Below are 24,039 nucleotides of genomic sequence, written 5' to 3' on the forward strand. Positions count from 1 at the left end.
CGGTTCCGATGGCATAATGTCCTTATATAAACTGCTATGCCATGCGAAAGTCAGGAGTCAATATGAAAACAGTCGGAGATACTCTCGAACCCTTCAAAGTCATCGGCGTCAAACCCGGTTTCACCCAGCACGAGGAACACGGCGTTTCCGCTTTTGAAGACATCACCGAGAGCTCCTTCCCCGGAAAATGGAAGGTCATCTACTTTTACCCCAAGGACTTCACCTTCGTGTGCCCTACCGAAATCGTGGGCTTCAATGAACTGGCCGACCAATTCGAAGAGCGCGACACAATACTGATGGGCGGCTCGGCCGATAACGAATACGTCAAGCTAGCCTGGCGCCGCGCGCAGCCCGAACTGGAAAAGCTGGCCCACTACCAATTTGCGGACACCAGCGGTTCATTGATAGACCAACTGGGCATCCGCGATCGCAGTGAAGGCATTCCGTTGCGCGCCACGTTTGTAGTCGACCCCGACAACGTCATCCAGCACGTCGCGGTCAACAGCGCCAACGTGGGGCGCAACCCCGGCGAAACGCTGCGGGTGCTGGACGGCCTGCAAACCGACGGCCTGTGCGCCTGCAACCGCGAAGTCGGCGGCACCACCCTTTAAGCCCACAAGGGCCGGCATGGGCTCAAGCAGCGGCCTTGGCCAGCAACACCACCGCGGTTGCGGCAATGCCCTCTTTGCGGCCCAGGTGCCCCAGGCCTTCGTTGGTTTTGGCTTTGATATTCACTTGCTGCTCGTCCAGCCCCAGGTCGGAAGCGATATTGGCCACCATGGCCTTGGCATAAGGCCCAATTTTCGGCGCCTGGGCGTGGATGGTGGCATCGATATTGCCGGCAATCCACCCCGCCGCCACTACCCTTTCATAAGCCGTACGCAGTAATGCACGGCTATCGGCGCCTTTGAACGCTGGATCCGTATCGGGAAAATGCCGTCCGATGTCGCCCAGCCCCGCCGCGCCAAGCAAGGCGTCGGTCAAGGCGTGCAGCAGCACATCCGCATCCGAATGGCCCAGCAGGCCATGGGTGTGGGGAATGCAGACCCCTCCTATGACCAAAGGCCGCCCCGCTACCAATGCGTGTACATCGAAGCCCTGCCCTATGCGAAACGGAATGCTCATAGCCATTTTTCCATCAGGTCGAAATCGTCCGGCCATGTTACCTTGAAATTCTGCGCCGCCCCTTCTATCAGCATAGGCTGATACCCGGCCAATTCCATAGCGGAAGCTTCATCGGTAATCGGCGCCCGGGCAGCATCGGCGGCCAGCAAGGCCTGCAGCAGCAAGCCCGCGGGAAACATTTGCGGCGTCTGAGCCAGCCACAAGGCATCGCGCACCACGGTGGCCTGGACCACATCGCCGCCAGCCGCATTGTCCCGCCGGCTTCCCCGCTTGACCGTGTCGGCCACGCGCTGCGCCAGCAAGCCGCCCTGCCCGCCGGCAAGGCAGGCGTCGATCAACCTGGCCAGCGCCTTGGCCGGCAGGCCGGGACGTGCGGCATCATGCACCAGTACCCAATCGTCAACCCGTAGCGCGGCATCCTGCAAGGCCGCTGTCACGGTCTGGGCGCGGCTGGGGCCTCCGCAGGGCCGCCACACGGTGCGCGGCAGGCCAGCCAGCGCCTGCGCCGCCCAGGCATCCTCGGGCGCCACGGCCACCCGCACCTGATCGACTCGGCTGTCGGCCAACAAAGCCTGAACCGCCAGGCGCAACATGGGCTCGCCGCGGATAAGGCGATACTGCTTCGGAAGAACGGCGTTTTCCGGGCCCGAGAAACCGGTTTGAGCGCGCTGGCCGATGCCGGCGGCGGGAACGATTGCAATGATTTTCTTAGTCATGTGAAAGAGATTTTATAATGACAAGCTAAATGGCCTCAAAAACTGCACTCCCCCCCTCCCTTGCCTCGACATCCTCCTTGATTCGAGCCCTTAAACCCGGGCTTCGCCATGCCGTGCCCTGCCCGCCGGGTTCAGGCGATGCATGGCTGCTGGCCGACCTGGCGCGCGCCTCGCAACAGACCATGGTGGTGTTTTGCGCCGATCCATTGAATGCCCAGCGCCTGGCTGAAGAAATCCTGTTGTTCGCGCCCGAGCTGAGGGTCAGGCAGCTGCCCGACTGGGAAACGCTTCCTTACGACAGCTTCTCGCCGCACCAGGATCTTATTTCAGAGCGGCTGCACACCCTGCATGCACTCATGCAGGGCACTGTCGACATCCTGGCCGTGCCCATTACCACGGCCTTATACCGCCTGGCGCCGCCCTCGTTCCTGGCCGCCTATACCTTTGCCTTCAAGCAGGGCGATCAGCTGAACGAAGAAGCGCTCAGGCAGCAGCTTACCCTGGCCAACTACAGCCACGTTACCCAAGTCACCGCGCCCGGCGAATTCTGCATACGCGGCGGCCTGATCGACCTCTTTCCCATGGGATCGGTGCTGCCCTATCGGCTGGACTTGTTCGACAACGAAATCGAGTCCATCCGCAGTTTCGACATCGACACGCAACGCAGCCTGTACCCCGTCAAAGAAGTCCATCTGTTGCCGGGCCGCGAGTTCCCCATGGACGAAGCCGCCCGCAACCATTTCCGCGCGCGTTTTCGCGAAGTCTTCGAGGGCGACCCCTCGCGTGCGCTGCCATACAAGGACATGGGCAACGGCATAGCCTTTGCCGGCGTCGAATACTACCTGCCTCTGTTTTTCGAGCAGACAGCCACACTGTTCGACTATCTGGGCGAACACACGCTTACGGTGACGCTGGGCGACATCGAAGACACCATGAGGCGTTTTGCGCAAGATACGCAAAGCCGCTACCAGTTTCTCAAAAGCGACCGCGAACGGCCCGTGCTGGATCCGAAAGAGCTCTTTCTGGACGCCGAAGATCTTTACCTGAATTTAAAGAAATTCGGACGACTGGCGCTGACCGCCGAAGGCTCGCACCCCGACTTCGCCAAGGCCCCCGACGTTGCGGTGGCCCGCCGTGCGGAAGACCCGGTCGGCAAACTGCGAGCGCTGCTGAACAAGACCGCGGGCCGCATTGTCCTGTGCGCCGACTCGGCCGGCCGGCGTGAAACGCTGCTGCTGATGCTGCATGAGTTCGATATTGCGCCGGACACGCAGTTCGACTCGCTGCATGAATTCCTGCAATCGGAAAGCCGTTTCGGGCTGACAACAGCGCCGCTGGGCACAGGCTTCAGCCTGGTTGAGGGCCCGCTCACACTCCTGACCGAAAACGACCTTTACCCCAGCCAGGGCGCTACCGCGCGCCATCGGCGCCGCGCCCAGGAAGGCAGCAGCGACGTCGAAGCCATGGTGCGCGATCTGTCCGAACTGCGCGAAGGCGACCCCATCGTACACACCCAGCACGGCATTGGCCGCTATCGCGGCCTGATCGACATGGACCTGGGCGACGGCACCATGGAGTTCCTGCACCTGGAGTACGCCAACGGCAGCACTCTTTACGTACCGGTTGCCCAGCTTCATGTGATTGCGCGCTATAGCGGCGCCGATCCCGAACAAGCGCCCTTGCACCAATTGGGCTCGGGGCAATGGGACAAAGCCCGGCGCAAGGCGGCCAAGCAAGTACGCGACGCCGCGGCCGAACTGCTGGCCCTGTACGCTTTGCGCGCAGCGCGCGAAGGGTATTCATTCAAGCTGCCATTGAACGATTACCAGGCCTTTGTGGAAGGCTTCGGTTTCGAGGAAACTCCCGACCAGGCCGCGGCGATCGAAGCCGTGATCGGCGACATGACGTCAGGCCGCCCCATGGACCGGCTGGTGTGCGGCGATGTCGGCTTCGGCAAGACCGAAGTCGCTCTGCGCGCGGCCTTCCTGGCCATTGCCAACAACAAGCAGGTTGCCATACTGTGCCCCACCACCCTGTTGGCCGAGCAGCACGCCCATACGTTTGCCGACCGCTTTGCCGACTGGCCCGTCAAAGTCGAAGAGCTGTCGCGCTTTCGCTCGACCAAAGAAGTTGCCGCCGCCATCGAAGGCCTTAACGATGGGCGCGTGGACATTGTCATCGGCACCCACAAAATCCTGTCCAAGGACGTCAAGTTCAAACGCCTGGGCCTGGTCATCATCGACGAAGAGCACCGCTTCGGGGTGCGCCAGAAAGAAGCCCTGAAGTCCCTGCGCGCCGAAGTGGACGTCTTGACCCTGACAGCCACGCCTATTCCGCGCACCCTGGGTATGTCGCTGGAAGGCATACGCGACTTTTCAGTCATTGCCACGGCGCCGCAACGGCGGCTGGCCATCAAGACCTTCGTGCGGCGCGAAGACGGCAGCACCATACGCGAAGCGCTGTTGCGTGAACTCAAGCGCGGCGGCCAGGTTTATTTTCTGCACAACGAAGTCGAGACCATACACAACCGGCGGGCGCGCCTGGAAGAGCTGGTGCCCGAGGCGCGCATTGCCGTCGCGCACGGCCAGATGCCCGAACGCGAACTGGAAGAAGTCATGAAAGGCTTTTACCAGCAACGCTTCAATGTTCTGCTGTGCACCACCATTATCGAAACCGGCATCGACGTGCCAACAGCCAACACCATCGTCATCCACCGTGCCGACCGGTTGGGGCTGGCGCAGTTGCACCAGTTGCGCGGGCGGGTCGGGCGTTCGCACCACCAGGCCTACGCCTACCTGCTCACCCCCGGCGAAGACGCCATTACCAATAATGCCAAAAAGCGGCTCGAGGCCATCCAGGCCATGGAAGAGCTGGGCGCCGGCTTTTACCTGGCCATGCACGACCTTGAAATCCGCGGCACCGGCGAAGTGCTGGGCGAATCGCAGTCGGGCAATATTCACGAGATAGGCTTTTCCATGTATTCGGAAATGCTCAATACCGCCGTGCGCGCGCTCAAGGCCGGCGAAGAGCCCGACCTGGAATCTCCCTTTGCCGCTCTGTGCGAAGTCAATCTGCATGCCTCCGCCCTGCTGCCGGCCGACTATTGCCCCGACGTGCATGCCCGCCTGGGCTTTTACAAAAAACTCTCGCACGCCAATAGCGAGGACAGCCTGATCGCCATACAGGAAGAACTGATCGACCGCTACGGCAAGCTGCCCGAGGCGGCCCAGACCCTGCTGTCCACCCATCGCCTGCGTCTGCATGCCGAACCGTTGGGCGTGACGAAAATCGACGCAAGCGAAACCCAGGCCATGATCCAGTTCAACGCCAAGCCAAACATCGACCCATTGCGTATCATTCAACTTATCCAGACCCGGCGCAACGTCAAGCTGGCCGGCCAGGACAAAATCAAAATCGACTTCAAGCCGGCCGGTACGGCCAAGCCCACAGCGCCGAACGCGCCCCCCGCCGGCATTGTCGGCGCCCGCATAGACGCGGTGCGCGACGTGCTGAAAGCCCTGGCCTGAATGCCAGCAAACCTTATATAAGCTACAACATGACCCACCTGATACTGCAAGCGCCAAACCTGAACACCGAACGCATCGAAAACATCGCCGCCGTAGCCCGCGCACGCGGGGTACAAAATCTAAGTACCACCGCCGTGCGGCTGCTGGATATCGACCCGGGCGAATCACAAGAACTCAAGCAGCTGTGCGACAACCTGCATGTGGACTATGCGTTTCTGGATGAAGTACGGCCCTTGCACGAATGCAAAATCCTGGCGATGGACATGGACTCCACGCTTATCAATATCGAATGCATCGACGAAATCGCCGACATGGCGGGGCGCAAAGCGCAGGTCTCGGCCATTACCGAGGCCGCCATGCGCGGCGAGATCACCGACTTCGCCGAAAGCCTGCGCCGCCGCGTGGCTTTGCTGGAAGGCGTCCCCGCAACAGCGCTCGAGCAAGTCTATGAAGAACGGCTGCGCCTTAACGCCGGCGCAGAGACGCTAATTCAGGCTGCAAAAAAAGCCGGGCTGAAGGTTTTGCTGGTCTCGGGCGGGTTCACTTTCTTTACCGAAAAGCTCAAGCAGCGCCTCGGCCTGGATCAGGCCCACGCCAATCTGCTGGAAACCGCCAACGGCGTGCTCACCGGCAAAGTGCTGGGCGATATCGTCGACGCCCAAGGCAAGGCCCAGCGGCTACAGGACCTGGCCCGCGAGACCGGCGCGCAGGCGCATCAAATCATCGCTCTGGGCGATGGCGCCAACGATCTGAAAATGCTGGCGCTGGCCGATTATTCAGTTGCCTATCGCGCCAAGCCGGTAGTGCGCGCGCAAGCCAACTTCGCGCTGAACGTCAGCGGACTGGACGCCGTCCTGAACTGGTTTGACATTCCCGGTGTAGTCAAGTATTAATTCCATTTCCAAGATGAAGCGCAAGCAATACTCTTGCAAAGCAAATAGCGACGAAAACGCGAACGCTTGATATGAGAATGGAATAACCCAAACGCCGAAGAGCAAGACTCCGATCACTCTCAAAAGGAAGATATATGGATACGTTCATGCAAGCTGCCATCGAACAAGCCCGATTGGGATTGCAAGAAGGCGGCATTCCTATCGGGTCGGTCATCGTACATAAGCAGCGCATTATCGGCGCGGGACACAACCGGCGCGTGCAAAAAGGCAGCGCCATTTTGCACGGCGAAATGGACGCCTTTGAAAACGCGGGCCGCCAGCCGGCCAACGTCTACCGGGAGTCAGTGCTGTACACCACCTTGTCGCCCTGCTCCATGTGCAGCGGCGCCATACTTTTGTACGGCATCCCAAAAATAATCATCGGCGAAAACCAAAGCTTCATGGGCGAAGAAGCCTTGCTGCGCTCGCGCGGAGTACAGGTGGAAGTATTGCAAGACGAGATTTGCATAGAACTGATGAAAAGCTTCATGGCCGCCAGGCCAGAGCTCTGGAATGAAGACATCGGCGTTTAAACACAGCCAGCCACTTTCATCTAGAACACACATCAACAACCACGCACGTCAACAGTCACACATATAAGGCCGTTTTGGCCCAGCTGGTTTTGTGAAGTTGGAGCAAGCCATTTTGATGCTTGTTTTCAGGAGGCAAGCGAACATCTGTTTGAGCGCGACGTTTACGGACAGCCAGTGGCTGTCCGTTTGCGCGAGTTATGTGAGCGCCTGAAAACAAGCGTTGAAATGGGAAGCCCCGGCGTAGCCGGGGCCGCAGCGACCTGAGCAAAACCAGTTGGGCCAAAACGGCCGATCAAGAACTCAAAAGCCTCACCTAATTTCTAGGGCACCGCTGCAACAATAGTACTTAAGGCTTTTGGGTGCTTAGCCCGACCCGGCACCTAACCCCGATTGCGCCCATGCCGCATCAGATAGCGGTACACAAAACCAGGATATCCCAGCACCAAATACAGGCTTAAAGTAATCGCGTAGAACTCCCAATCCTTGGCAAAGAAATTGCCAATATTGATTTCAAACGCAAACCCCAGCGCACCCAGCAAAGCATACAAAGCCAGCACTTCAAGCAGGCGCACAAAAAACGACTTGTGCACGCTTTTATTCGTATCGCGCCAGCCCGGGTAACTAAGCAGCAGAACCACGGCAACGGCCAATACCGCGATCTTGAACAGGAACAGCCCAACCGAGGCCGCGTCCGAAGCCATGACCAGCGAGCCTCCCACCCAGCCTACGATCGCATAGAGCAAGCCCGCCAGCAGCACGAAAAAGACCAATGACTCAAGCAAGCGCAGCCAGCCCGGACGCCTGTCCTCGCCATGCTGCGCCCAGGGCAAGGCCAAGAGAGGCCGCTCTAGAACAAACGGAAGATTGGCGGTGATCAACGCAAGGACGATCAGAATCCAGACAGCCACAAGCTGGTCCATGAACGTCCTTTAAAAACCGAGCGATGTTTCGATCGCGTGCACGCACAGCGCCATCAGCCCGCCGGGCATGACGCCCAGCACAATAAGGGCCAGGCCGTTGATCGACATCAGGCCATGAGGCAGCACCCCATTGGCCAGCGGGACCGCCGCGCCTTCAGGCTCGTCAAAATAAGCCATCTTGACGATGCGCAGGTAATAGAAAGCGCCAACCAGCGAAAACATGACCGCGGCCACCGCCAAGGCAATATGGCCGGCGCCCACCAAAGCCTGCAACACCGCAAGCTTGGCGTAAAACCCTGCCAAAGGAGGAATGCCCGTCAACGAGAACATGGACAGCAGCAGCACGCCGGCAAGCACCGGATTGCGGCGATTCAGGCCTTTAAGATCGGAAATTTCCTCGCACTCGAAACCCTTGCGGCTAAGCAGCAGGATCAGGCCGAAAGTAGCCAGCGTCGTCAATACATAAATAATCATGTAGAACAAGGCCGCGCCGTATGCTTGCCCGGTCGCCGCAGGATTGTTTTCGACCACGCCGGAAAGCAGGCCCAAAAACACGAAACCCATGTGCGAAATGGTGGAGTACGCCAACATGCGCTTGAAGTTGGTCTGCGCAATAGCGGTGAAGTTGCCGATGGCCAGCGACAGCACGGCCATGATCAGCAGCATGGGCTGCCAGTCCAGGGCCAGACCGTGCAGGCTTTCGATAAGCAGGCGCAAAGTCAGCGCAAACGCCGCCAGCTTGGGCGCGGCCGCGACGATCAAAGTAACCGCGGTGGGAGCTCCGTCGTAGACATCGGGCAGCCACATATGGAACGGCACTGCGCCCATTTTGAATGCCAGCCCCGCCACGATGAACACCACGCCAAAGACCAGGGGCAGCGTTTCAACTTTGCCGCTGGCAATGATGTCGGCGACAGCGGCCAGGTCGAGCTGGCCGGTGGCGCCGTAAATCATCGAGATCCCGTACAACAAGACGCCCGAAGCCAGGCAGCCCAGCACAAAATACTTCATGGCCGACTCGGTGGCCTTGACGTTTTCACGGCGCAGTGCGATCAGTGCGTACAAAGCGAAAGACATCAGCTCTACGCCCAGATACACCATCAGCATATTGCCCGCCGAGATCATGACCATCTGGCCCAGCAGCGCCAGCAGGGCCAGCGTATAAAGCTCGCCCCCATGCAGCAGCATCTCGCGCTCTTCGGCATATTGGCGCCCATAAACCAGCGTAAGGGCAACCGCAATATAAGAGGCAATTTTCAAGAAATGCGCCAGCGGGTCGACCACGAACATGCCGTAGAACGTAGTGCCGGCAACGCCGTCGCTCCACTGAACCGCGCTGACAGCAGCCACCGCAACCAGGGCCTCCAGCGTAAACACAAACGTCAAGTGCCTGTCCTTGGATTTGCTGAATGCGTCGAATATCAGGATTGCGACGGTCAGGACCAGCAACAGGATCTCGGGTAAGGCCAGGGCGAATTGAAAATGATTTTGCATAATGATCCGGGCTTACAGTTTCGAGATGGAGACGTGTTGCAACAAGGCCTGCACCGAAACGTGCACGACATCGGTAAAGGGTTTGGGATAAATCCCCATGTAAAGAACCATAATTCCCAACATAGCCATGATAAAAAACTCGCGCTTGTTCAGGTCGACCATGGAGCGCACTTCATCGTTGACGATGTCGCCCAGTGCCACGCGCTTGAACATCCACAGCGAATAGCCGGCGCCCCAGATCAGTGCCGACGCGGTCAGCAAGCCGATCCAGAAGTTGTACTCGACCGCGCCCATGATGACCGTGAACTCGCCCACAAAGCCGCTGGTGGCGGGCAGGCCGCAATTGGCCAGGGAAAAAAGTAAAAAGAACGTCACGAAACGAGGCATGACATTGACCACGCCGCCATAGGCGTCGATGCGGCGCGTATGCATCCGGTCGTACAGCACCCCAATGCACAGGAACATCGCGCCCGACACAAAGCCGTGCGAAATCATCTGCACGATGGCGCCTTCCAGCCCCGCCGTGTTGAAGACAAAGAAACCCAGGGTAACAAAGCCCATGTGCGCAACAGACGAATACGCCACCAGCTTTTTCATGTCGTCCTGAACAATGGCAACCAGGCCAATGTAAATGACGGCGACAAGCGACAAGGCAATCATCAGGCCGGCCAGGCTATGCGAGGCATCCGGCGCGATGGGCAGCGAAAACCGCAAGAAACCATACGCCCCCAGCTTGAGCATAATGGCCGCCAGCACGACCGAGCCGCCGGTGGGCGCTTCGACGTGGGCATCGGGCAACCACGTGTGCACCGGCCACATCGGCACCTTGACCGCGAAGGCCGCCAGCAACGCAATGAACACGAAAATCTGCGGGGTAAAGCCCAACTTGAGCTGGTGCCAGGTAAGGATGTCGAACGAACCGCCCGAAGCGTGCCACAGGTAGATGAAGGCGATCAGCGTCAGCAGCGAACCGGCCAGCGTGTACAAGAAGAACTTGAACGCGGCATATACGCGGTTGGGTCCGCCCCAGCCCCCGATGATCAGGTACATGGGGATAAGCGTGGCTTCGAAGAACACATAGAACAGCATGCCGTCCAGCGCCGCGAAAACGCCTACCATCAGTCCCGAAAGAATCAGGAAGGAGGCCATGTACTGCGCCACCCGCTTGGTAATGACCTCCCAGCCGGCCAGCACCACGATAATGGTAATGAAGGCGGTCAACAGCACGAACCACATGGAGATGCCGTCGATGCCCAGATGGTAATTGACCGCAATGCTTTCGATCCATGGGGTGTTTTCGACGAACTGCATATCGGCCGTGTCATAGCGGAAACCGGTATACAGCGGCAAGGTCACCAAAAAGCCCAGCACCGATCCAATAAGGGACAGCCAGCGCGTCAGCCCCGGGCGGTCATCGCGCCCTACCGCCAGAACGATAAGGCCCGCCACGATGGGAACAAAAATGGAAAGCGTTAGCCAAGGAAGAGTAGAAGACGCCATATCGCTCATCAGTAAACGGTCAGCACAAAAAAGGTTAGGAACGCCATGATGCCGATAATCATTGCAAAGGCGTAGTGGTAGATGTAGCCCGACTGGAGATAGCGGCTAATCACGGCCACCCAGCCTACGACACGGGCACTGCCGTTCACCACAATGCCGTCGATAATGCCGCGGTCGCCGCCCTGCCACAGGCCATGGCCCAGGCAGCGCGCGCCGCGCGTCAAGACTTGTTCGTTGAACCAGTCTGCGTAGTACTTGTTTTCAAGAATGCGATACAGCCAGGAGAACTGGCGCGCCAAGGCCGCCGGCACGGCCGGGTTGACGATATAGCAATACCAGGCCACGACCAAGCCGGCCACGACCAGCCAGAAAGGCAAGGTAACGAAGCCATGCAGGCCGAACGCCACCCAATCGTGCCAGTGCGCCGCCAGTTCGGCCATGGCCGGATGCGAAGGCAAGGAAAGGATGACACCCTTGAAGTAGCCGCCGAACAGCAGCGGATCGATGAACATGGCCCCAGCAACCACCGACGGAATCGCCAGCAGGATCAGCGGCACCGTCACAACCCACGAAGTCTCGTGAGGCTGGCTATGATGGCCATGATGCTCTTCATGTTCGTGTTCGGCCGCGCCATGGACGGCGGCATCGGTATTGAAGCGCTCTTTGCCATGGAAAACCAGGAAATACAGGCGGAACGAATACAGCGACGTCACGAACACGCCTATCAGCGTAGCGTAGTAGGCAAAACCGGCCCCCCACACATTGGCCGCGCCGGCCGCTTCAATAATGTGCTCTTTGGAGTAGAACCCGGCAAAGAACGGCGTGCCCACCAGGGCCAGGGTACCGATCAAGAAAGTGATCCAGGTGATCGGCATGTATTTGCGCAGGCCGCCCATGTTGCGGATGTCCTGGTCATGATGCATGCCGATAATGACCGAACCCGCTCCGAGGAACAGCAGGGCCTTGAAAAACGCGTGGGTCATCAAGTGGAAGATAGCTACCGAGTAGGCCGAAGCGCCTAGCGCAACGGTCATGTAGCCCAGTTGGGACAGCGTGGAATAGGCGACCACGCGCTTGATGTCGTTTTGAATGACGCCCAGGATGCCCAGGAACAGCGCACCGATGGCGCCGATGACGATCACGAATGACAGAGCCGTGGACGACAGTTCGAACACGGGCGAAAAACGCGCCACCATGAAGATGCCGGCGGTAACCATGGTTGCCGCGTGGATCAGGGCCGAAATAGGCGTGGGGCCCTCCATGGAGTCGGGCAGCCAGCTATGCAGCGGCACCTGGGCCGATTTGCCCATGGCGCCCACGAACAGCGAAATGCAGGCCACTGTTACCAGCAACCAGTCGGTACCCGGGAAACCCATGCCGGCAAGCTTGTCGGTTTGCTGGAAGATCTCGCCGTAGTTCATGGTGTTGGTCGCGGAGAACAACAGACCTATGCCCAGGATGAAACCAAAGTCGCCGACACGATTGACCATGAACGCCTTCAGGTTGGCGAAGATGGCGGTGGGCCGCGTGTACCAGAAGCCGATAAGCAGATAAGAAACCAGGCCCACCGCTTCCCAGCCGAAGAACAGCTGCAGCATATTGTTCGACATGACCAGCATCAGCATGGAAAATGTGAACAGGGAAATATACGAGAAGAAGCGCTGGTAACCGGGGTCGTCGGCCATATAGCCTATGGTGTAGATATGCACCATCAGCGAAACGAAGGTAACCACCACCATCATCAGCACTGTCAGCGAATCGATCAGGAAGCCGACTTCAAGCTTGACCGTGCCGATAACGTTCCATGCGTAGACAGTGCCGTCGAAGGTTTGGCCATCCAGCACCTGGAACAGCACAACGACTGAACCGATGAACGAAATCAGCACGCCTAAAATGGTAATGATGTGAGCGCTGCGGCGTCCGACCTGGCGCCCTAGAAAACCGGTGCCGAAAAGCCCGACTATTAAGGCGCCGACCAGCGGCGCCAGGGCGATGACAAGATAAAGACTGGTTGAACTCATATTATTGGTAATCCCATCAACCTTTAAGGTGATCCAGCTCTTCGACGTTGATCGTATTCAGGTTGCGGAACAACAGCACCAGAATCGCCAGGCCGATAGCCGCTTCGGCGGCAGCCACAGTAAGAACGAAAAAGACAAACACCTGCCCTGCGGCGTCGCCGAACCAGGTTGAAAACGCCATGAAGTTGAAGTTGGCGGCAAGCAGGATAAGCTCGATCGACATCAGCAAAATAAGCAGATTACGGCGATTAAGAAAAAACCCGAAAACGCCGATGGCGAACAAAATGGCGCCCAATACAAGGTAGTGCGCTAATGTAATGGTCATCATTTCGACTCTCCGTTGTTCTGGGACTTGGCTTCGGTTTGCGAAGGAATGCTCACCAGACGCAGGCGGTCTTTGGAACGCACGCGCACCTGGTCGCCCGGGTTGTTGTGCTTGACGTCGCGGCGGCGGCGCGACGTCAGCGCGATGGCCGAAACCATGCCCACCAGCAAAATGACGGCGGCCACTTCAATGGCGAATGGATATTGCGTGTACATCATGACACCCAGCGCGTGGGTGTTGTTGTAGTCGGCGGCAACCGGCGCCTGCTCGCCCGCGCCCGACCACAGCTTGGCAATGACGAATGCCATTTCCAGGACCATGATCAAGCCTATGCCCAGACCCAGCGGCAAATAGACCTTCAGGCCGCCGCGCAGCGATACCAGGCGGGTATCGAGCATCATGACCACAAACAGGAACAGCACCATGACGGCGCCCACATACACGATGACCAGCAGCAGGCCGAGGAACTCGGCCCCCGCCAGAACCCACAGCATGGACGCGGTAAAGACGGTCAGGATAAGGTGCAGCACCGCGGTTACGGGATTGGCCGCGGAAATGACGCGGAACGCCGCCACCACCATGACAATGGCAAGAAGATAAAACAGGACAGTAGCAAAAGTCATAAATTCAAGTCCTGGGATCAACGGTAAGGGGCGTCTTGGGCGCGGCGGCTCGCAATTTCGGGCTCGTACCGGTCGCCAATGGCCAACAACATGTCTTTGGTGTAGTAAAGGTCGCCGCGTTTCTCACCGTGGTATTCAAGAATATGCGTTTCCACAATAGAGTCCACGGGGCAGCTTTCTTCGCAGAAACCGCAAAAAATGCACTTGGCCAGATCGATGTCGTAGCGCGTGGTACGGCGCGAACCGTCGTCCCGCTCTTCGGATTCGATCGTGATGGCCAGCGCCGGACAGACCGCTTCGCACAGCTTGCAGGCAATGCAGCGCTCTTCGCCATTGGGATAACGGCGCAAGGCATGCAGGCCGCGAAAACGCGGCGACGACGGCGTTTTCTCTTGCGGATAACGCAGTGTGATCTTGCGCTTGAAGAAATACTTGCCAGTCAGGCGCAAGCCCTGGAACATCTCAAACAGCATGAAGCTGCCAAAAAAATCTTTAATTGCTTCCATCTTTTGCCTCTGCCCGCATTAATGCCAGATATTCCATGGCGTTTGCATCCATATGGCCACAAGCACCAGCCACACGCCGGTGAAAGGAATGAATACTTTCCAGCCCAGGCGCATGATCTGGTCGTAGCGATACCGGGGGAATGTCGCCCGGAACCAAATAAACATCGAAACCACGCAAAACGTCTTGATGCCCAGCCATATCCATCCCGGCACCCAGGTAAACGGCGCTACGTCGATGATAGGCAGCCAGCCGCCCAGGAACATGATGGAAGCGACCGCCGACAGCAGAATCATGTTGGCGTACTCGCCCAGGAAGAACAGGGCAAAGCCCGTACCCGAGTATTCCACCATGGGCCCGGCCACGATCTCGGACTCGCCCTCGACCACATCGAAGGGATGGCGATTGGTTTCCGCCACACACGAAATCACATAGATGATGAACAGCGGCAATAGCGGCAGCCAATTCCAGGACATGAAGTTGACGCCATGCTGGGCGAACCAGCCCTTGTCCTGGCCCAATACGATTTCGCTCATGTTCAGCGAGCCCGACACCAGCAGCACGGTAATCATGACGAAACCAATGGCCAGCTCGTACGACACCATCTGGGCCGCGGCGCGCATGGCGCCCAGCAGCGCGTATTTAGAGTTGGAGGCCCAGCCCGCAACAATCACGCCATAGACGCCCAACGAAGTAACTGCAATGATGTAGAGCAGGCCTGCGTTGATATTGGAAAGGACAAGCTCGGGGCTGAACGGAATGACTGCCCATGCCGCCAGGGACGGCATCAAGGTAACCACGGGCGCTATAAGAAACAGCACTTTGTTGGACTTGGCCGGCAGGATCAATTCTTTGCTGAGCAGCTTGAACACGTCCGCAAACGGTTGCAGCAAGCCGCGGTAGCCTACGCGGGTGGGCCCCAGGCGCACGTGCATGGCGCCTATGAGCTTGCGCTCCCAGTAGGTCAGGTATGCCACGCACAAGATGATCGGAACGGCAATCAACAGGATTTTGACTATCGTCCAGACCACATACCAGGGCGTTGCCCCGATAAGGCCTGTGCCGAAAGCGTCAAGTGTATTTACCCATTCCATGTTAGACGCCCTCCACCGAAAGTTGCCCGAACGAGCTGCCCAAAGCCGCTGTTTCTGCAAAGGCTGCGGCAATACGCACAGCACCCGGCGCTACGGCATCATCCAGCAGCGCATCCAGAGTGATCTCCCCTTGTTGCGAGCGAACCCGCACCGGCTGCCCGGACTCCAGCCCCAGGCTGGTCAGGGTGGCCGCGCACATGCGCGCTTGCGGCGCCTGCGATGCGGCGGTCTGCTGCAAAGGCTCGGCGCGGCGCAGCATGGCATCGCTGCGGTAGATCGGAATATCGGCCAGGCGTTCGACCGCAGCCGGCGCGGCCGCAAGGCCAATAGCCCCGTTGATTTCGTTGGACAAATGCGGTTCGACTCCGCCCACCAGCACGCTGTCGCGTATGGACTCGGAGGTTTCATCGTCGAAGCCGGGCAGCTCGAACAAGTTGCCCATGACCCGCAAGACCTTCCAGGCCGGACGCGTATCGACGAATGGCGCAGCGCAACCCTTGAAGCTTTGCGCACGCCCTTCGGCATTGATGAACGTACCCGAGGTTTCCGTAAACGGCGCCACCGGCAGCATGACGTGAGCCCATTCTTCGACCGCCGAGCGATAGGAAGTCAACGCCACAGTGAAATCGGCTGACTTCAATGCCTGCACCGCCTGCACACCGTTGTCGGCATCAAGACGGGGTTCGGCGTGCAGCACCACGTAGGCCTTCAGGTTCTGCTCGAACATTTGCTTGGCGTTCAGGCCGTCGGCCACGGGCACTGCGCCGGCGACATAACCGCCCACCGTGTTGCCGCCGGCGGTCAGGAAGCCCAGCTTGGCATTGGCCGCCTGGGCCAGCGCTTGCGCATTGGCGCAAATAAGCGACGCCTGCGGCGAGGCGATCACCAGATTACCCAGCAGGATGGCTGTTTTCTGGCCCGATGCCAGGCTGGCGGCAATGCGTACCGCCTCGGCGCCGGGTTCCACGCCGCCAAAGGCGTCGGGTACTTTCTGTTCGCCGGCCCGTGCCAGCGCAACCAGTACTTCGGCCAAGGCATTGGGCAAGGCGCCGGGCGTCACCGTCAGGCGTGCATGCACAGGAAACAGAGGGTCGTCCGCGGCGCCGTCGATAAACGAAATTTGCGTACCGCGCTTGGCTGCCTGGCGCAAGCGCTGGGCAAACAAAGGATGGTCTTTGCGCAGGAACGAACCCACGACCAATACGCGGTCGAGTTCGCCCAACTGGGCGATAGGCATGCCCAGCCAAGGCACGCCGGGAATGGCGCGATCCAGTTCCGCGTCGGTCTGGCGCAAGCGAAAATCGACATTTTCCGAACCCAGGCTGCGCGTCAGGCGCGCCAGCAACGTAAGTTCTTCAAGCGTCGAGCCTTCAGTACCCAGGGCGCCGATCTGCCCTGCCCCGTGCTGTTCGCGCACATCGTTCAGGCCTTTTACAACGGCTTGCAGCGCATCGCTCCAGGAAGCCTCGCGCCAGCGTCCGTCGGCGGTGCGGATCATGGGGTGCGCCAGGCGATCTTCAGTGTAAAGACCGGTATAGGCAAAGCGGTCCCGGTCGCTGATCCAGCACTCGTTGATTTCTTCGTTCTCGAATGGCACGACGCGCATCACGCGTTCGCCCTTGACCTGTACCACCAGGTTGGCGCCCACGCTGTCGTGCGGACTGACCGAACGGCGACGCGCCAGTTCCCAGGTACGCGCCGTATAGCGGAAAGGCTTGGAGGTCAGCGCGCCGACGGGGCAAATATCGATCATGTTGCCCGACAATTCGGACTCGACCGCACGGCCCACAAACGAAGTGATTTCCGCGTGCTCGCCCCGGTTGAGCATGCCCAGCTCCATCAGGCCGCCCACTTCCTGGCCGAAACGCACACAGCGGGTGCAATGTATGCAGCGCTGCATTTCCTCGGCGGCAACCAAGGGGCCCATTTCTTTGTGGAACACGACCCGTTTTTCTTCCTGGTAGCGCGACGCAGATGCGCCGTAGCCTACCGCCAGATCTTGCAGCTGGCACTCGCCGCCCTGGTCGCAAACCGGGCAGTCAAGCGGATGATTGATCAGCAAAAACTCCATGACGCTTTTTTGCGCGGCTACAGCCTTGGCCGAAGCGGTATGCACGATCATCCCGCTGGTAACAGGGGTGGCGCAGGCCGGCATGGCCTTGGGCGCTTTTTCGACCTCGACCAAGCACATGCGGCAATTGGCGGCGATGGAAAGTTTCTTGTGGTAGCAAAAATGCGGTACGTAAAGTCCAAGCTTGTTGGCGGCCTGCATGACCATGCTGCCTTCGGGGACTTCTACCTTTTTGCCATCGATGGTAAGTTCAACCATTGCGTGTCCTGAGCCTACAGATATTTGGGCACCACACAGCTTTTATGCTCGATGTGGTGTGCGAACTCGTCGCGAAAATGCTTGATGAAGCTGCGTACCGGCATGGCGGCGGCATCGCCCAGCGCACAAATAGTGCGCCCCATGATATTGGACGCAACCGAGTCGAGGACGTCGAGATCTTCAGGACGCCCCTGGCCGTTTTCAATACGATTGACCATGCGGTACAGCCAACCCGTGCCTTCGCGGCACGGCGTGCATTGACCGCAGCTTTCTTCAAAATAAAAATACGAAAGGCGCAGCAGCGACTTGACCATGCAGCGGGTTTCGTCCATGACGATGACAGCGCCCGACCCCAGCATGGAGCCGGCCTTGGCGATGCCGTCGTAGTCCATGGTGGTTTGCATCATGATGTCGGCCGGCAGCACCGGGGCGCTGGAGCCGCCGGGAATCACCGCCTTGAGCTTGCGCCCGCCGCTGACGCCGCCGGCCAGCTCAAGCAAGGTCGAAAACGGCGTACCTAGCGGAATCTCGTAGTTGCCGGGGCGCTCGACGTCGCCGGAAATGGAAAACAGCTTGGTGCCGCCGTTATTGGGCAGCCCCGTTTCCAGGTATTCTTGCGCGCTATGCCGGAAGATCCAGGGCACGGCGGCAAAGGTTTCGGTGTTGTTGATGGTCGTGGGCTTGCCATAAAGGCCGAAGCTGGCCGGAAATGGCGGCTTGAACCGCGGCTGGCCTTTCTTGCCTTCCAGCGACTCGAGCAAGGCGGTTTCTTCGCCGCAAATATAAGCGCCGTAGCCATGAAAGGCATGCAGCTGGAAATCAAAGTTCGAGCCCAGGATTTTTTCGCCCAGAAAACCGGCGGCGCGCGCTTCTTCCAGGGCTTCTTCAAAGCGTTCGTAGACGTCGAAGATTTCACCGTGAATATAGTTGTAGCCGACGCTGACGCCCATCGAGAAGGCGGCAATGGCCATGCCTTCAATCACGATATGGGGATTGAAGCGCAGGATATCGCGGTCCTTGAATGTGCCGGGCTCGCCTTCGTCGGAATTGCACACCAGATACTTCTGGCCGGGCAAGGCGCGCGGCATGAAGCTCCATTTAAGCCCGGTGGGGAAACCTGCGCCGCCGCGGCCGCGCAGACCCGAGGCCTTGACTTCGGCGATGACGTCCTCGGGCTTCATGCCGGTGGTCAGGATTTTTCGCAGGGCCTCATAGCCGCCGCGTTTGACGTAATCGTCCAGGCGCCAGTTGCTGCCGTCCAGGCCGGCAACGATTTGCGGCTTGATATGGCGGTCGTGAAAGATCATGCTGCGCGACGCATCGCCGTCCGGCACTGCTGCCAGCCCCTGGGAAAAACGCTGCAAAAAGGTGTCCGGAGCGTTCATGCCGATTCTCCGCGTTGTTGAAGTTCGCTGATCATTTCGTCCAGTTGCTGTGGCTGCATGCGAACGCACATATGCTTGTTGTTGACCAACAGCACCGGCGCATCGCCGCAAGCGCCCATGCATTCACCTTCTTGCAACGAGAACAGGCCATCGGGCGTAATCTCGTTGAAACCGACACCCAGCTTTTCCTTCAGGTAGTCGGCGGTCTTGACGCCGTCGCGCAAGGCACAGGGTAGATTGGTGCAGATCGTAAGCTTGAATCGCCCTGCCGGCTTCGTGTTGTACATGTTGTAGAACGAGGCGACTTCCTGAACGGCAATGGGCGGCAACTGCAAATAGCCGGCCACGTCTTCAATGACATCGTTCGAGACCCAGCCCATTTCGTCCTGGGCAACGGCCAGTGCCGCCATGATGGCGGATTGCTTCCAATCGCCCGGGAATTTGGCCAACTCCTTGTCGATCTTTTGATAAGCTTGTTCAGAAAGCAGCATAGTTTGAATCCGGTATTTACTTGGCAACAGACCGATCAGCGATCGATTTCGCCAAACACAATATCTAAAGTCCCAATGACTGTGACGGCGTCGGCGATCATGTGCCCGCGCGTCATCTCGTCCAAGGCCTGCAAATGCACAAAACCCGGGGCGCGGATCTTGAGACGATAGGGCTTGTTGGCCCCGTCGGAAATAATGTAGGTGCCGAACTCGCCCTTGGGATGTTCGACGGCGGCATAGGCTTCGCCCTTGGGCACGTGCATGCCTTCGGTGAACAGCTTGAAATGATGGATGAGATCTTCCATGCCGGTTTTCATGCGCTCGCGCGAAGGCGGGGCCACCTTGAAGTTGTCCACGATGACAGGGCCGGGGTTGTTGCGCAGCCATTCAACGCATTGTCGAATAATGCGGTTGCTTTCGCGCATTTCGGCAATGCGCACCAGGTAGCGGTCATAGCAATCGCCATTCGTGCCTACGGGAATGTCGAAGTCCACACGATCGTATGCGGCATAAGGCTGCATCTTGCGCAGATCCCATTCCACGCCAGAACCGCGCAACATGGGGCCGGTAAAGCCCAAAGCCTTGGCGCGCTCGGGGTCGACCACGCCAATACCGACCAGGCGCTGCTTCCAGATCCGGTTATCGGTCAGCAAGACCTCGTACTCGTCGACACAGGCGGGAAAGCGGTTGGTGAAGTCTTCAATAAAATCAAGCAACGAACCGGAGCGGGCTTCGTTCATGGCGGCAACTTCCTTGGCGCCGCGATATTTGCTGGACTGCCCATACTGAGGCATGGTGTCGGGCAGATCGCGATAGACGCCTCCCGGCCGGTAGTAAGCCGCGTGCATACGCGCGCCTGAAACCGCTTCGTAGCAGTCCATCAGGTCTTCGCGTTCGCGAAAGGCATACAGGAAGATGGCCATGGCGCCAACGTCCAGCGCATGTGAACCGATGGACATCAAGTGGTTCAGGATGCGGGTAATCTCGTCGAACATCACGCGGATGTATTGTGCGCGCAATGGCACTTCAATGCCCAGCAGCTTTTCGACTGTCTGCACGTAGGCGTGCTCGTTGCACAGCATCGACACGTAATCAAGCCTGTCCATATAGGGCAAGGTTTGCAGGTAGGTGCGGGTTTCAGCCAGCTTTTCGGTCGCCCGGTGCAACAGCCCGATATGCGGGTCGGCGCGCTGGATGACTTCACCATCCAGCTCCAGGACCAGACGCAATACACCGTGGGCCGCAGGATGCTGGGGACCAAAGTTCAGAGTGTAGTTTTTAATTTCAGCCATGTTTTAACGCTCTATTCCGTAGCCTTCTTCACGCACGATACGCGGTGTGATCTCGCGCGGCTCTATGGTTACCGGCTGGTAAACCACACGCTTTTGCTCTGTGTCGTAGCGCATTTCCACGGTTCCGTAGATAGGAAAATCCTTGCGGAATGGATGGCCGATAAAACCGTAGTCCGTCAGAATGCGGCGCAGGTCGGGATGCCCTTCAAATACAATGCCGTACAGGTCGAAGGCCTCGCGCTCGAACCAGTTCACGCTGGGCCAGACATGGACCAGCGAAACCAGCACCGGGAATTCGTCGTTGGGTACGAAGGTGCGCACGCGCAAGCGGCAGTTATGGACCAGTGAAAGCAGGTGCACCACCACGGCAAAACGCTGCGGAAACTGTGCGCTGGCGCCCGGATAAGTGGGGGCGCCCCAGCCGGAGTAGTCGACGCCGCACAGATCGATGCACGAGACAAACGCCAGCGACGGCTGGTCGCGCAGCGTAAGGCACACATCGGCCCACTGCTCGGCCGGCACTTCAAGCGTCAGTTCGCCCAGGCTCTCGGTAAGGTTGAGCGTCTCGCCGAACTGGGCGATCAAATTGGTTTTTAGCGTTTCAAGCCGTGTCATATGCGAGCTATTGGAACGTGAATGGGTAGGCTCGGGGCCTAGCGGGCAATGGTATTGGTCAGCCGGATCTTGTTCTGCATTTGCAGCAGCCCGTAAACCAGCGCTTCGGCCGTGGGCGGGCACCCCGGCACGTAGACGTCGACCGGCACGATGCGGTCGCAGCCGCGCACCACCGAGTATGAATAATGATAGTAACCGCCGCCGTTGGCGCAAGAACCCATGGAAACCACCCAGCGCGGCTCGGGCATTTGGTCGTATACCTTGCGCAGCGCCGGCGCCATCTTGTTGCACAGCGTGCCGGCAACAATCATGAGGTCGGATTGACGCGGGCTGGGACGAAAAATAATGCCGAACTGGTCCAGGTCGTAACGGGCCGCGCCCGCATGCATCATTTCCACCGCACAACAGGCCAGGCCGAACGACATGGGCCACATCGACCCCGTCTTGGCCCAGTTCAGGAACTTGTCCGCGCTGGTAGTGATAAAACCTTCTTTCAATATGCCGTCAATAGCCATGATTTTGCCTAATAACTTGATTTAGCGATGCGCCTGGCACCATCGCGGGGCATCCTGTTGCGGCGCCCGCTTGCGGCACCCGCGCGGCTGCACAAAACCGTGCGTCACTCCCAGTCGAGCGCGCCCTTTTTCCATTCGTAGATAAAGCCTACGGTCAGCACTGCCAGAAATACCATTACTGTCCAGAAACCGACCAGCCCTATGTCGCCGCTGGCGATGGCCCAAGGAAATAGAAATGCGATTTCCAGGTCGAACAAAATGAACAAAATGGCGATGAGATAGTAGCGCACGTCGAAATTCATGCGTGAGTCATCGAATGCCTCGAAGCCGCACTCGTAGGGCGACAGTTTCTGGTCGTCCGGGCGGTATGGCCCCAACACGCGGCCCGCCGCCAACAAGACAAAACCGATCAGGGTGGCGATAACAATAAAGAGCAGTACGGGAAAATACTGTTGCAAATTCATGCCAAGCGTCCAATCACGATAAGTAAACCTCGAGATTGTAGCATTTTGAACTTGTCTTCCCGCTGAACTTTGAGCCGGCTGAAACATATTCAAAGCAAAGCGGCGCAATAAGCGCCGCAACGGTGCAAAGAGCATTAAAAAACCACTCCGCAGAGTGGTTTTTTATTTGGGCTACTGTTTTTAACAGAGCCCCAGCGGGTTCAAAAATTAGAACTGATGACGGATGCCGGCGCCGACAAAAGTCGACTTCAGGTCGTCCTGGAATGCAACATGCTTGGCATACGAACCAATGGCATAGACATTGGTGCGCTTGGACAAGGCATAGGTGTAGCCCAGGCTATAAACCTGTTGTTTGCTGGTGGCGCTGGCGCCATGAACCCCGCCGTCGCGCGGATCGGCCATGCCCCACGAAGCCATGATGGCGCTGTTGCCGCCGATAGGAGCACTTAGGCCAACGGTGTACGAATTGACCTTCATGCCGTCGTTGGCGTAGTAGCCGGTGTTGGCGGTTTCAAAAGCAGGCAGATCGGCATACTGGACCGACTGCAGCCAACCATTGCGCGTTTGGCCGAAACCAAGATGCAGTTTGGCGACATTGAAGTCGTAGCTGGCACCGAGGTTCCACGACTTGATGGAAACGCCGTTATCAACCGAGGCTGGGCCGAAGGTTTCCGCCGACTTGATTTGGTCGTAAGTCAAAGCAGCACCGATGGGGCCGTTGACGTAGCGCAAGCCAGTGGTCCAGGCACGCGAATTGGGCTGATCGCCGCCGCTTTGCTTGAACTGCTGATTGCCGTTATTGTTGAACGAATAGCCCACACCAAACTGGAAGCCCGAAAAATTAGGCGTTTGGTACATGACCATGTTGTCGTAACGCACGCGGTCGGCTGCGCCGAAAGTTGTACCAACACGCGCTTGGCTGAACTCGGTGCCGAACGGGCTGGCTACATCGGCAAAATATTTGCTTGCGATATTGGTTTGACGGCCAAAGTCCAATTGACCCCAGGCGTCAGAGCGCAAGCCGATTGTGGCTTGACGGCCGAACAGCTTATTGTCGTGGTTGGTTGTGCCGGTGCCAAGATCAAACCCATTTTCCAGCACGAAGACCGCTTGCAGGCCTTCGCCTATGTCTTCCGTACCCCGAAGACCCCAGCGGCTTTCTTCCGATTGGCCACCACTTAGGAAGCCGGTGCGGGTGCCCTTGTAGTCCAGCCCAGTGGCGGGATTGGTACCTTTGACTTGTTGATAGGAAATACCGGCATCCACGATGCCATATAGCGTTACCGAGGTTTCAGCTTGAGCAGCGCCCACGAAACCGATGGTAAGTGCTGCTGCGAGCAGTGTCTTTTTCATTTGGCAATTCTCCGTAATTGAGTAGAGGGGCCAAGACGGCAAGCGCCTTTGTTCCCGGTGCGTCATGTCCATGCACTCCCATTCTGGACTGATGCCGCCGCTAAACACTCTTTGAATGTGTACGGCTTATGAAAGTCATGCTAAACCCATCAGCCTTGTAATCAAAGAGAAACACAACGCAGCGTGGCGTTTTGCAGACACAACGTAAACGAGTGTGTCTCGTGTAAAAAAACACTGCCTGCCGCCTTACGCCAAGCCTGCATATCCGGCGCCCATAAAAA

General features: G+C 58.5%; 21 protein-coding genes and 2 pseudogenes. 4 read left to right on the forward strand and 19 right to left on the reverse strand.

What is annotated here, in order from left to right:
- Positions 1-62: 62 nt before the first annotated feature.
- A complete protein-coding gene (locus DFR37_RS03145; RefSeq protein ID WP_113931764.1) occupies positions 63-611 on the forward strand; it encodes a peroxiredoxin in 549 nt (182 codons plus the stop codon).
- A gap of 22 nt (positions 612-633) precedes the next feature.
- Here DFR37_RS03145 and ispF read toward each other — a convergent pair whose 3' ends face one another.
- Both ispF and ispD read right to left on the reverse strand, forming a co-directional pair.
- Positions 634-1,125 (reverse strand): 2-C-methyl-D-erythritol 2,4-cyclodiphosphate synthase, encoded by a 492-nt coding sequence (ispF, locus tag DFR37_RS03150; protein ID WP_113931765.1) that lies wholly within the window; start codon positions 1,123-1,125, stop codon positions 634-636.
- Positions 1,122-1,841, reverse strand: coding sequence for a 2-C-methyl-D-erythritol 4-phosphate cytidylyltransferase (gene ispD / locus DFR37_RS03155; RefSeq protein WP_113931766.1), 720 nt, complete (start codon positions 1,839-1,841; stop codon positions 1,122-1,124). The genes ispF and ispD overlap by 4 nt, the downstream gene beginning before the upstream one ends.
- A 29-nt stretch (positions 1,842-1,870) precedes the next feature.
- On the opposite strand from ispD, the gene mfd reads away from it, so the two are divergent.
- The 3 genes from mfd to DFR37_RS03170 all read left to right on the forward strand — a co-directional run bounded on the left by mfd (position 1,871) and on the right by DFR37_RS03170 (position 6,833).
- Entirely contained in the window at positions 1,871-5,368 is a 3,498-nt protein-coding gene (gene mfd, locus DFR37_RS03160; RefSeq protein WP_113931767.1) for a transcription-repair coupling factor, read from the forward strand.
- Between the two features lie 29 nt (positions 5,369-5,397).
- Positions 5,398-6,261 (forward strand): phosphoserine phosphatase SerB, encoded by an 864-nt coding sequence (gene serB, locus DFR37_RS03165; RefSeq protein WP_113931768.1) that lies wholly within the window; start codon positions 5,398-5,400, stop codon positions 6,259-6,261.
- A 134-nt stretch (positions 6,262-6,395) separates the two neighbouring features.
- Positions 6,396-6,833 carry a nucleoside deaminase gene (locus DFR37_RS03170; RefSeq protein ID WP_113931769.1) on the forward strand — a complete coding sequence of 146 codons (438 nt, stop codon included), beginning with the start codon at positions 6,396-6,398 and terminating at the stop codon, positions 6,831-6,833.
- A 380-nt stretch (positions 6,834-7,213) separates the two neighbouring features.
- Here the strand turns inward: DFR37_RS03170 and DFR37_RS23515 are convergent.
- The 17 genes and pseudogenes from DFR37_RS23515 to DFR37_RS03250 all read right to left on the reverse strand — a co-directional run.
- A pseudogene (locus DFR37_RS23515) lies at positions 7,214-7,417 on the reverse strand (DUF2818 family protein); the annotation flags it as partial.
- 168 nt (positions 7,418-7,585) lie between these two features.
- Positions 7,586-7,753 (reverse strand): annotated as a pseudogene (locus DFR37_RS23520) (DUF2818 family protein); the annotation flags it as partial.
- A 9-nt stretch (positions 7,754-7,762) separates the two neighbouring features.
- A complete protein-coding gene (gene nuoN / locus DFR37_RS03180; RefSeq protein ID WP_113931771.1) occupies positions 7,763-9,250 on the reverse strand; it encodes an NADH-quinone oxidoreductase subunit NuoN in 1,488 nt (495 codons plus the stop codon).
- 9 nt (positions 9,251-9,259) lie between these two features.
- Entirely contained in the window at positions 9,260-10,747 is a 1,488-nt protein-coding gene (locus DFR37_RS03185) for an NADH-quinone oxidoreductase subunit M (RefSeq protein ID WP_113931890.1), read from the reverse strand.
- A gap of 8 nt (positions 10,748-10,755) precedes the next feature.
- Positions 10,756-12,768, reverse strand: coding sequence for an NADH-quinone oxidoreductase subunit L (nuoL, locus tag DFR37_RS03190; RefSeq protein ID WP_113931772.1), 2,013 nt, complete (start codon positions 12,766-12,768; stop codon positions 10,756-10,758).
- A gap of 16 nt (positions 12,769-12,784) precedes the next feature.
- Complete coding sequence (nuoK, locus tag DFR37_RS03195) at positions 12,785-13,093, reverse strand: NADH-quinone oxidoreductase subunit NuoK (protein WP_113931891.1); 309 nt, start codon at positions 13,091-13,093, stop codon at positions 12,785-12,787.
- Positions 13,093-13,716, reverse strand: coding sequence for an NADH-quinone oxidoreductase subunit J (locus DFR37_RS03200; protein ID WP_113931773.1), 624 nt, complete (start codon positions 13,714-13,716; stop codon positions 13,093-13,095). The genes nuoK and DFR37_RS03200 overlap by 1 nt, the downstream gene beginning before the upstream one ends.
- 17 nt (positions 13,717-13,733) lie before the next feature.
- A complete protein-coding gene (nuoI, locus tag DFR37_RS03205) occupies positions 13,734-14,222 on the reverse strand; it encodes an NADH-quinone oxidoreductase subunit NuoI (protein ID WP_113931774.1) in 489 nt (162 codons plus the stop codon).
- Positions 14,223-14,240: 18 nt separating this feature from the next.
- Positions 14,241-15,314, reverse strand: coding sequence for an NADH-quinone oxidoreductase subunit NuoH (gene nuoH, locus DFR37_RS03210; protein WP_113931775.1), 1,074 nt, complete (start codon positions 15,312-15,314; stop codon positions 14,241-14,243).
- 1 nt (position 15,315) lies between these two features.
- A complete protein-coding gene (gene nuoG, locus DFR37_RS03215; protein WP_113931776.1) occupies positions 15,316-17,643 on the reverse strand; it encodes an NADH-quinone oxidoreductase subunit NuoG in 2,328 nt (775 codons plus the stop codon).
- A gap of 14 nt (positions 17,644-17,657) precedes the next feature.
- Positions 17,658-19,028: an NADH-quinone oxidoreductase subunit NuoF gene (gene nuoF, locus DFR37_RS03220; RefSeq protein ID WP_113931777.1), complete on the reverse strand. Its 1,371-nt coding sequence runs from the start codon at positions 19,026-19,028 to the stop codon at positions 17,658-17,660.
- The gene (gene nuoE / locus DFR37_RS03225) at positions 19,025-19,519 is read right to left on the reverse strand and encodes an NADH-quinone oxidoreductase subunit NuoE (protein ID WP_113931778.1); all 495 of its coding nucleotides are present in this window, start codon (positions 19,517-19,519) and stop codon (positions 19,025-19,027) included. Before nuoE ends, nuoF begins: the two co-directional genes overlap by 4 nt.
- 35 nt (positions 19,520-19,554) lie before the next feature.
- Positions 19,555-20,811: an NADH-quinone oxidoreductase subunit D gene (locus tag DFR37_RS03230; RefSeq protein WP_113931779.1), complete on the reverse strand. Its 1,257-nt coding sequence runs from the start codon at positions 20,809-20,811 to the stop codon at positions 19,555-19,557.
- A 3-nt stretch (positions 20,812-20,814) separates the two neighbouring features.
- The gene (locus DFR37_RS03235; protein ID WP_113931780.1) at positions 20,815-21,426 is read right to left on the reverse strand and encodes an NADH-quinone oxidoreductase subunit C; all 612 of its coding nucleotides are present in this window, start codon (positions 21,424-21,426) and stop codon (positions 20,815-20,817) included.
- A 38-nt stretch (positions 21,427-21,464) separates the two neighbouring features.
- Entirely contained in the window at positions 21,465-21,941 is a 477-nt protein-coding gene (locus DFR37_RS03240) for a NuoB/complex I 20 kDa subunit family protein (RefSeq protein ID WP_113931781.1), read from the reverse strand.
- A gap of 104 nt (positions 21,942-22,045) precedes the next feature.
- Positions 22,046-22,405 (reverse strand): NADH-quinone oxidoreductase subunit A, encoded by a 360-nt coding sequence (locus tag DFR37_RS03245; RefSeq protein ID WP_113931782.1) that lies wholly within the window; start codon positions 22,403-22,405, stop codon positions 22,046-22,048.
- Positions 22,406-22,612: 207 nt separating this feature from the next.
- Positions 22,613-23,758 carry a porin gene (locus DFR37_RS03250; protein WP_113931783.1) on the reverse strand — a complete coding sequence of 382 codons (1,146 nt, stop codon included), beginning with the start codon at positions 23,756-23,758 and terminating at the stop codon, positions 22,613-22,615.
- Between the last annotated feature and the right edge of the window lie 281 nt (positions 23,759-24,039).

The organism is Eoetvoesiella caeni (assembly GCF_003315175.1).
In the GTDB taxonomy this organism is placed as follows: domain Bacteria; phylum Pseudomonadota; class Gammaproteobacteria; order Burkholderiales; family Burkholderiaceae_B; genus Eoetvoesia; species Eoetvoesia caeni.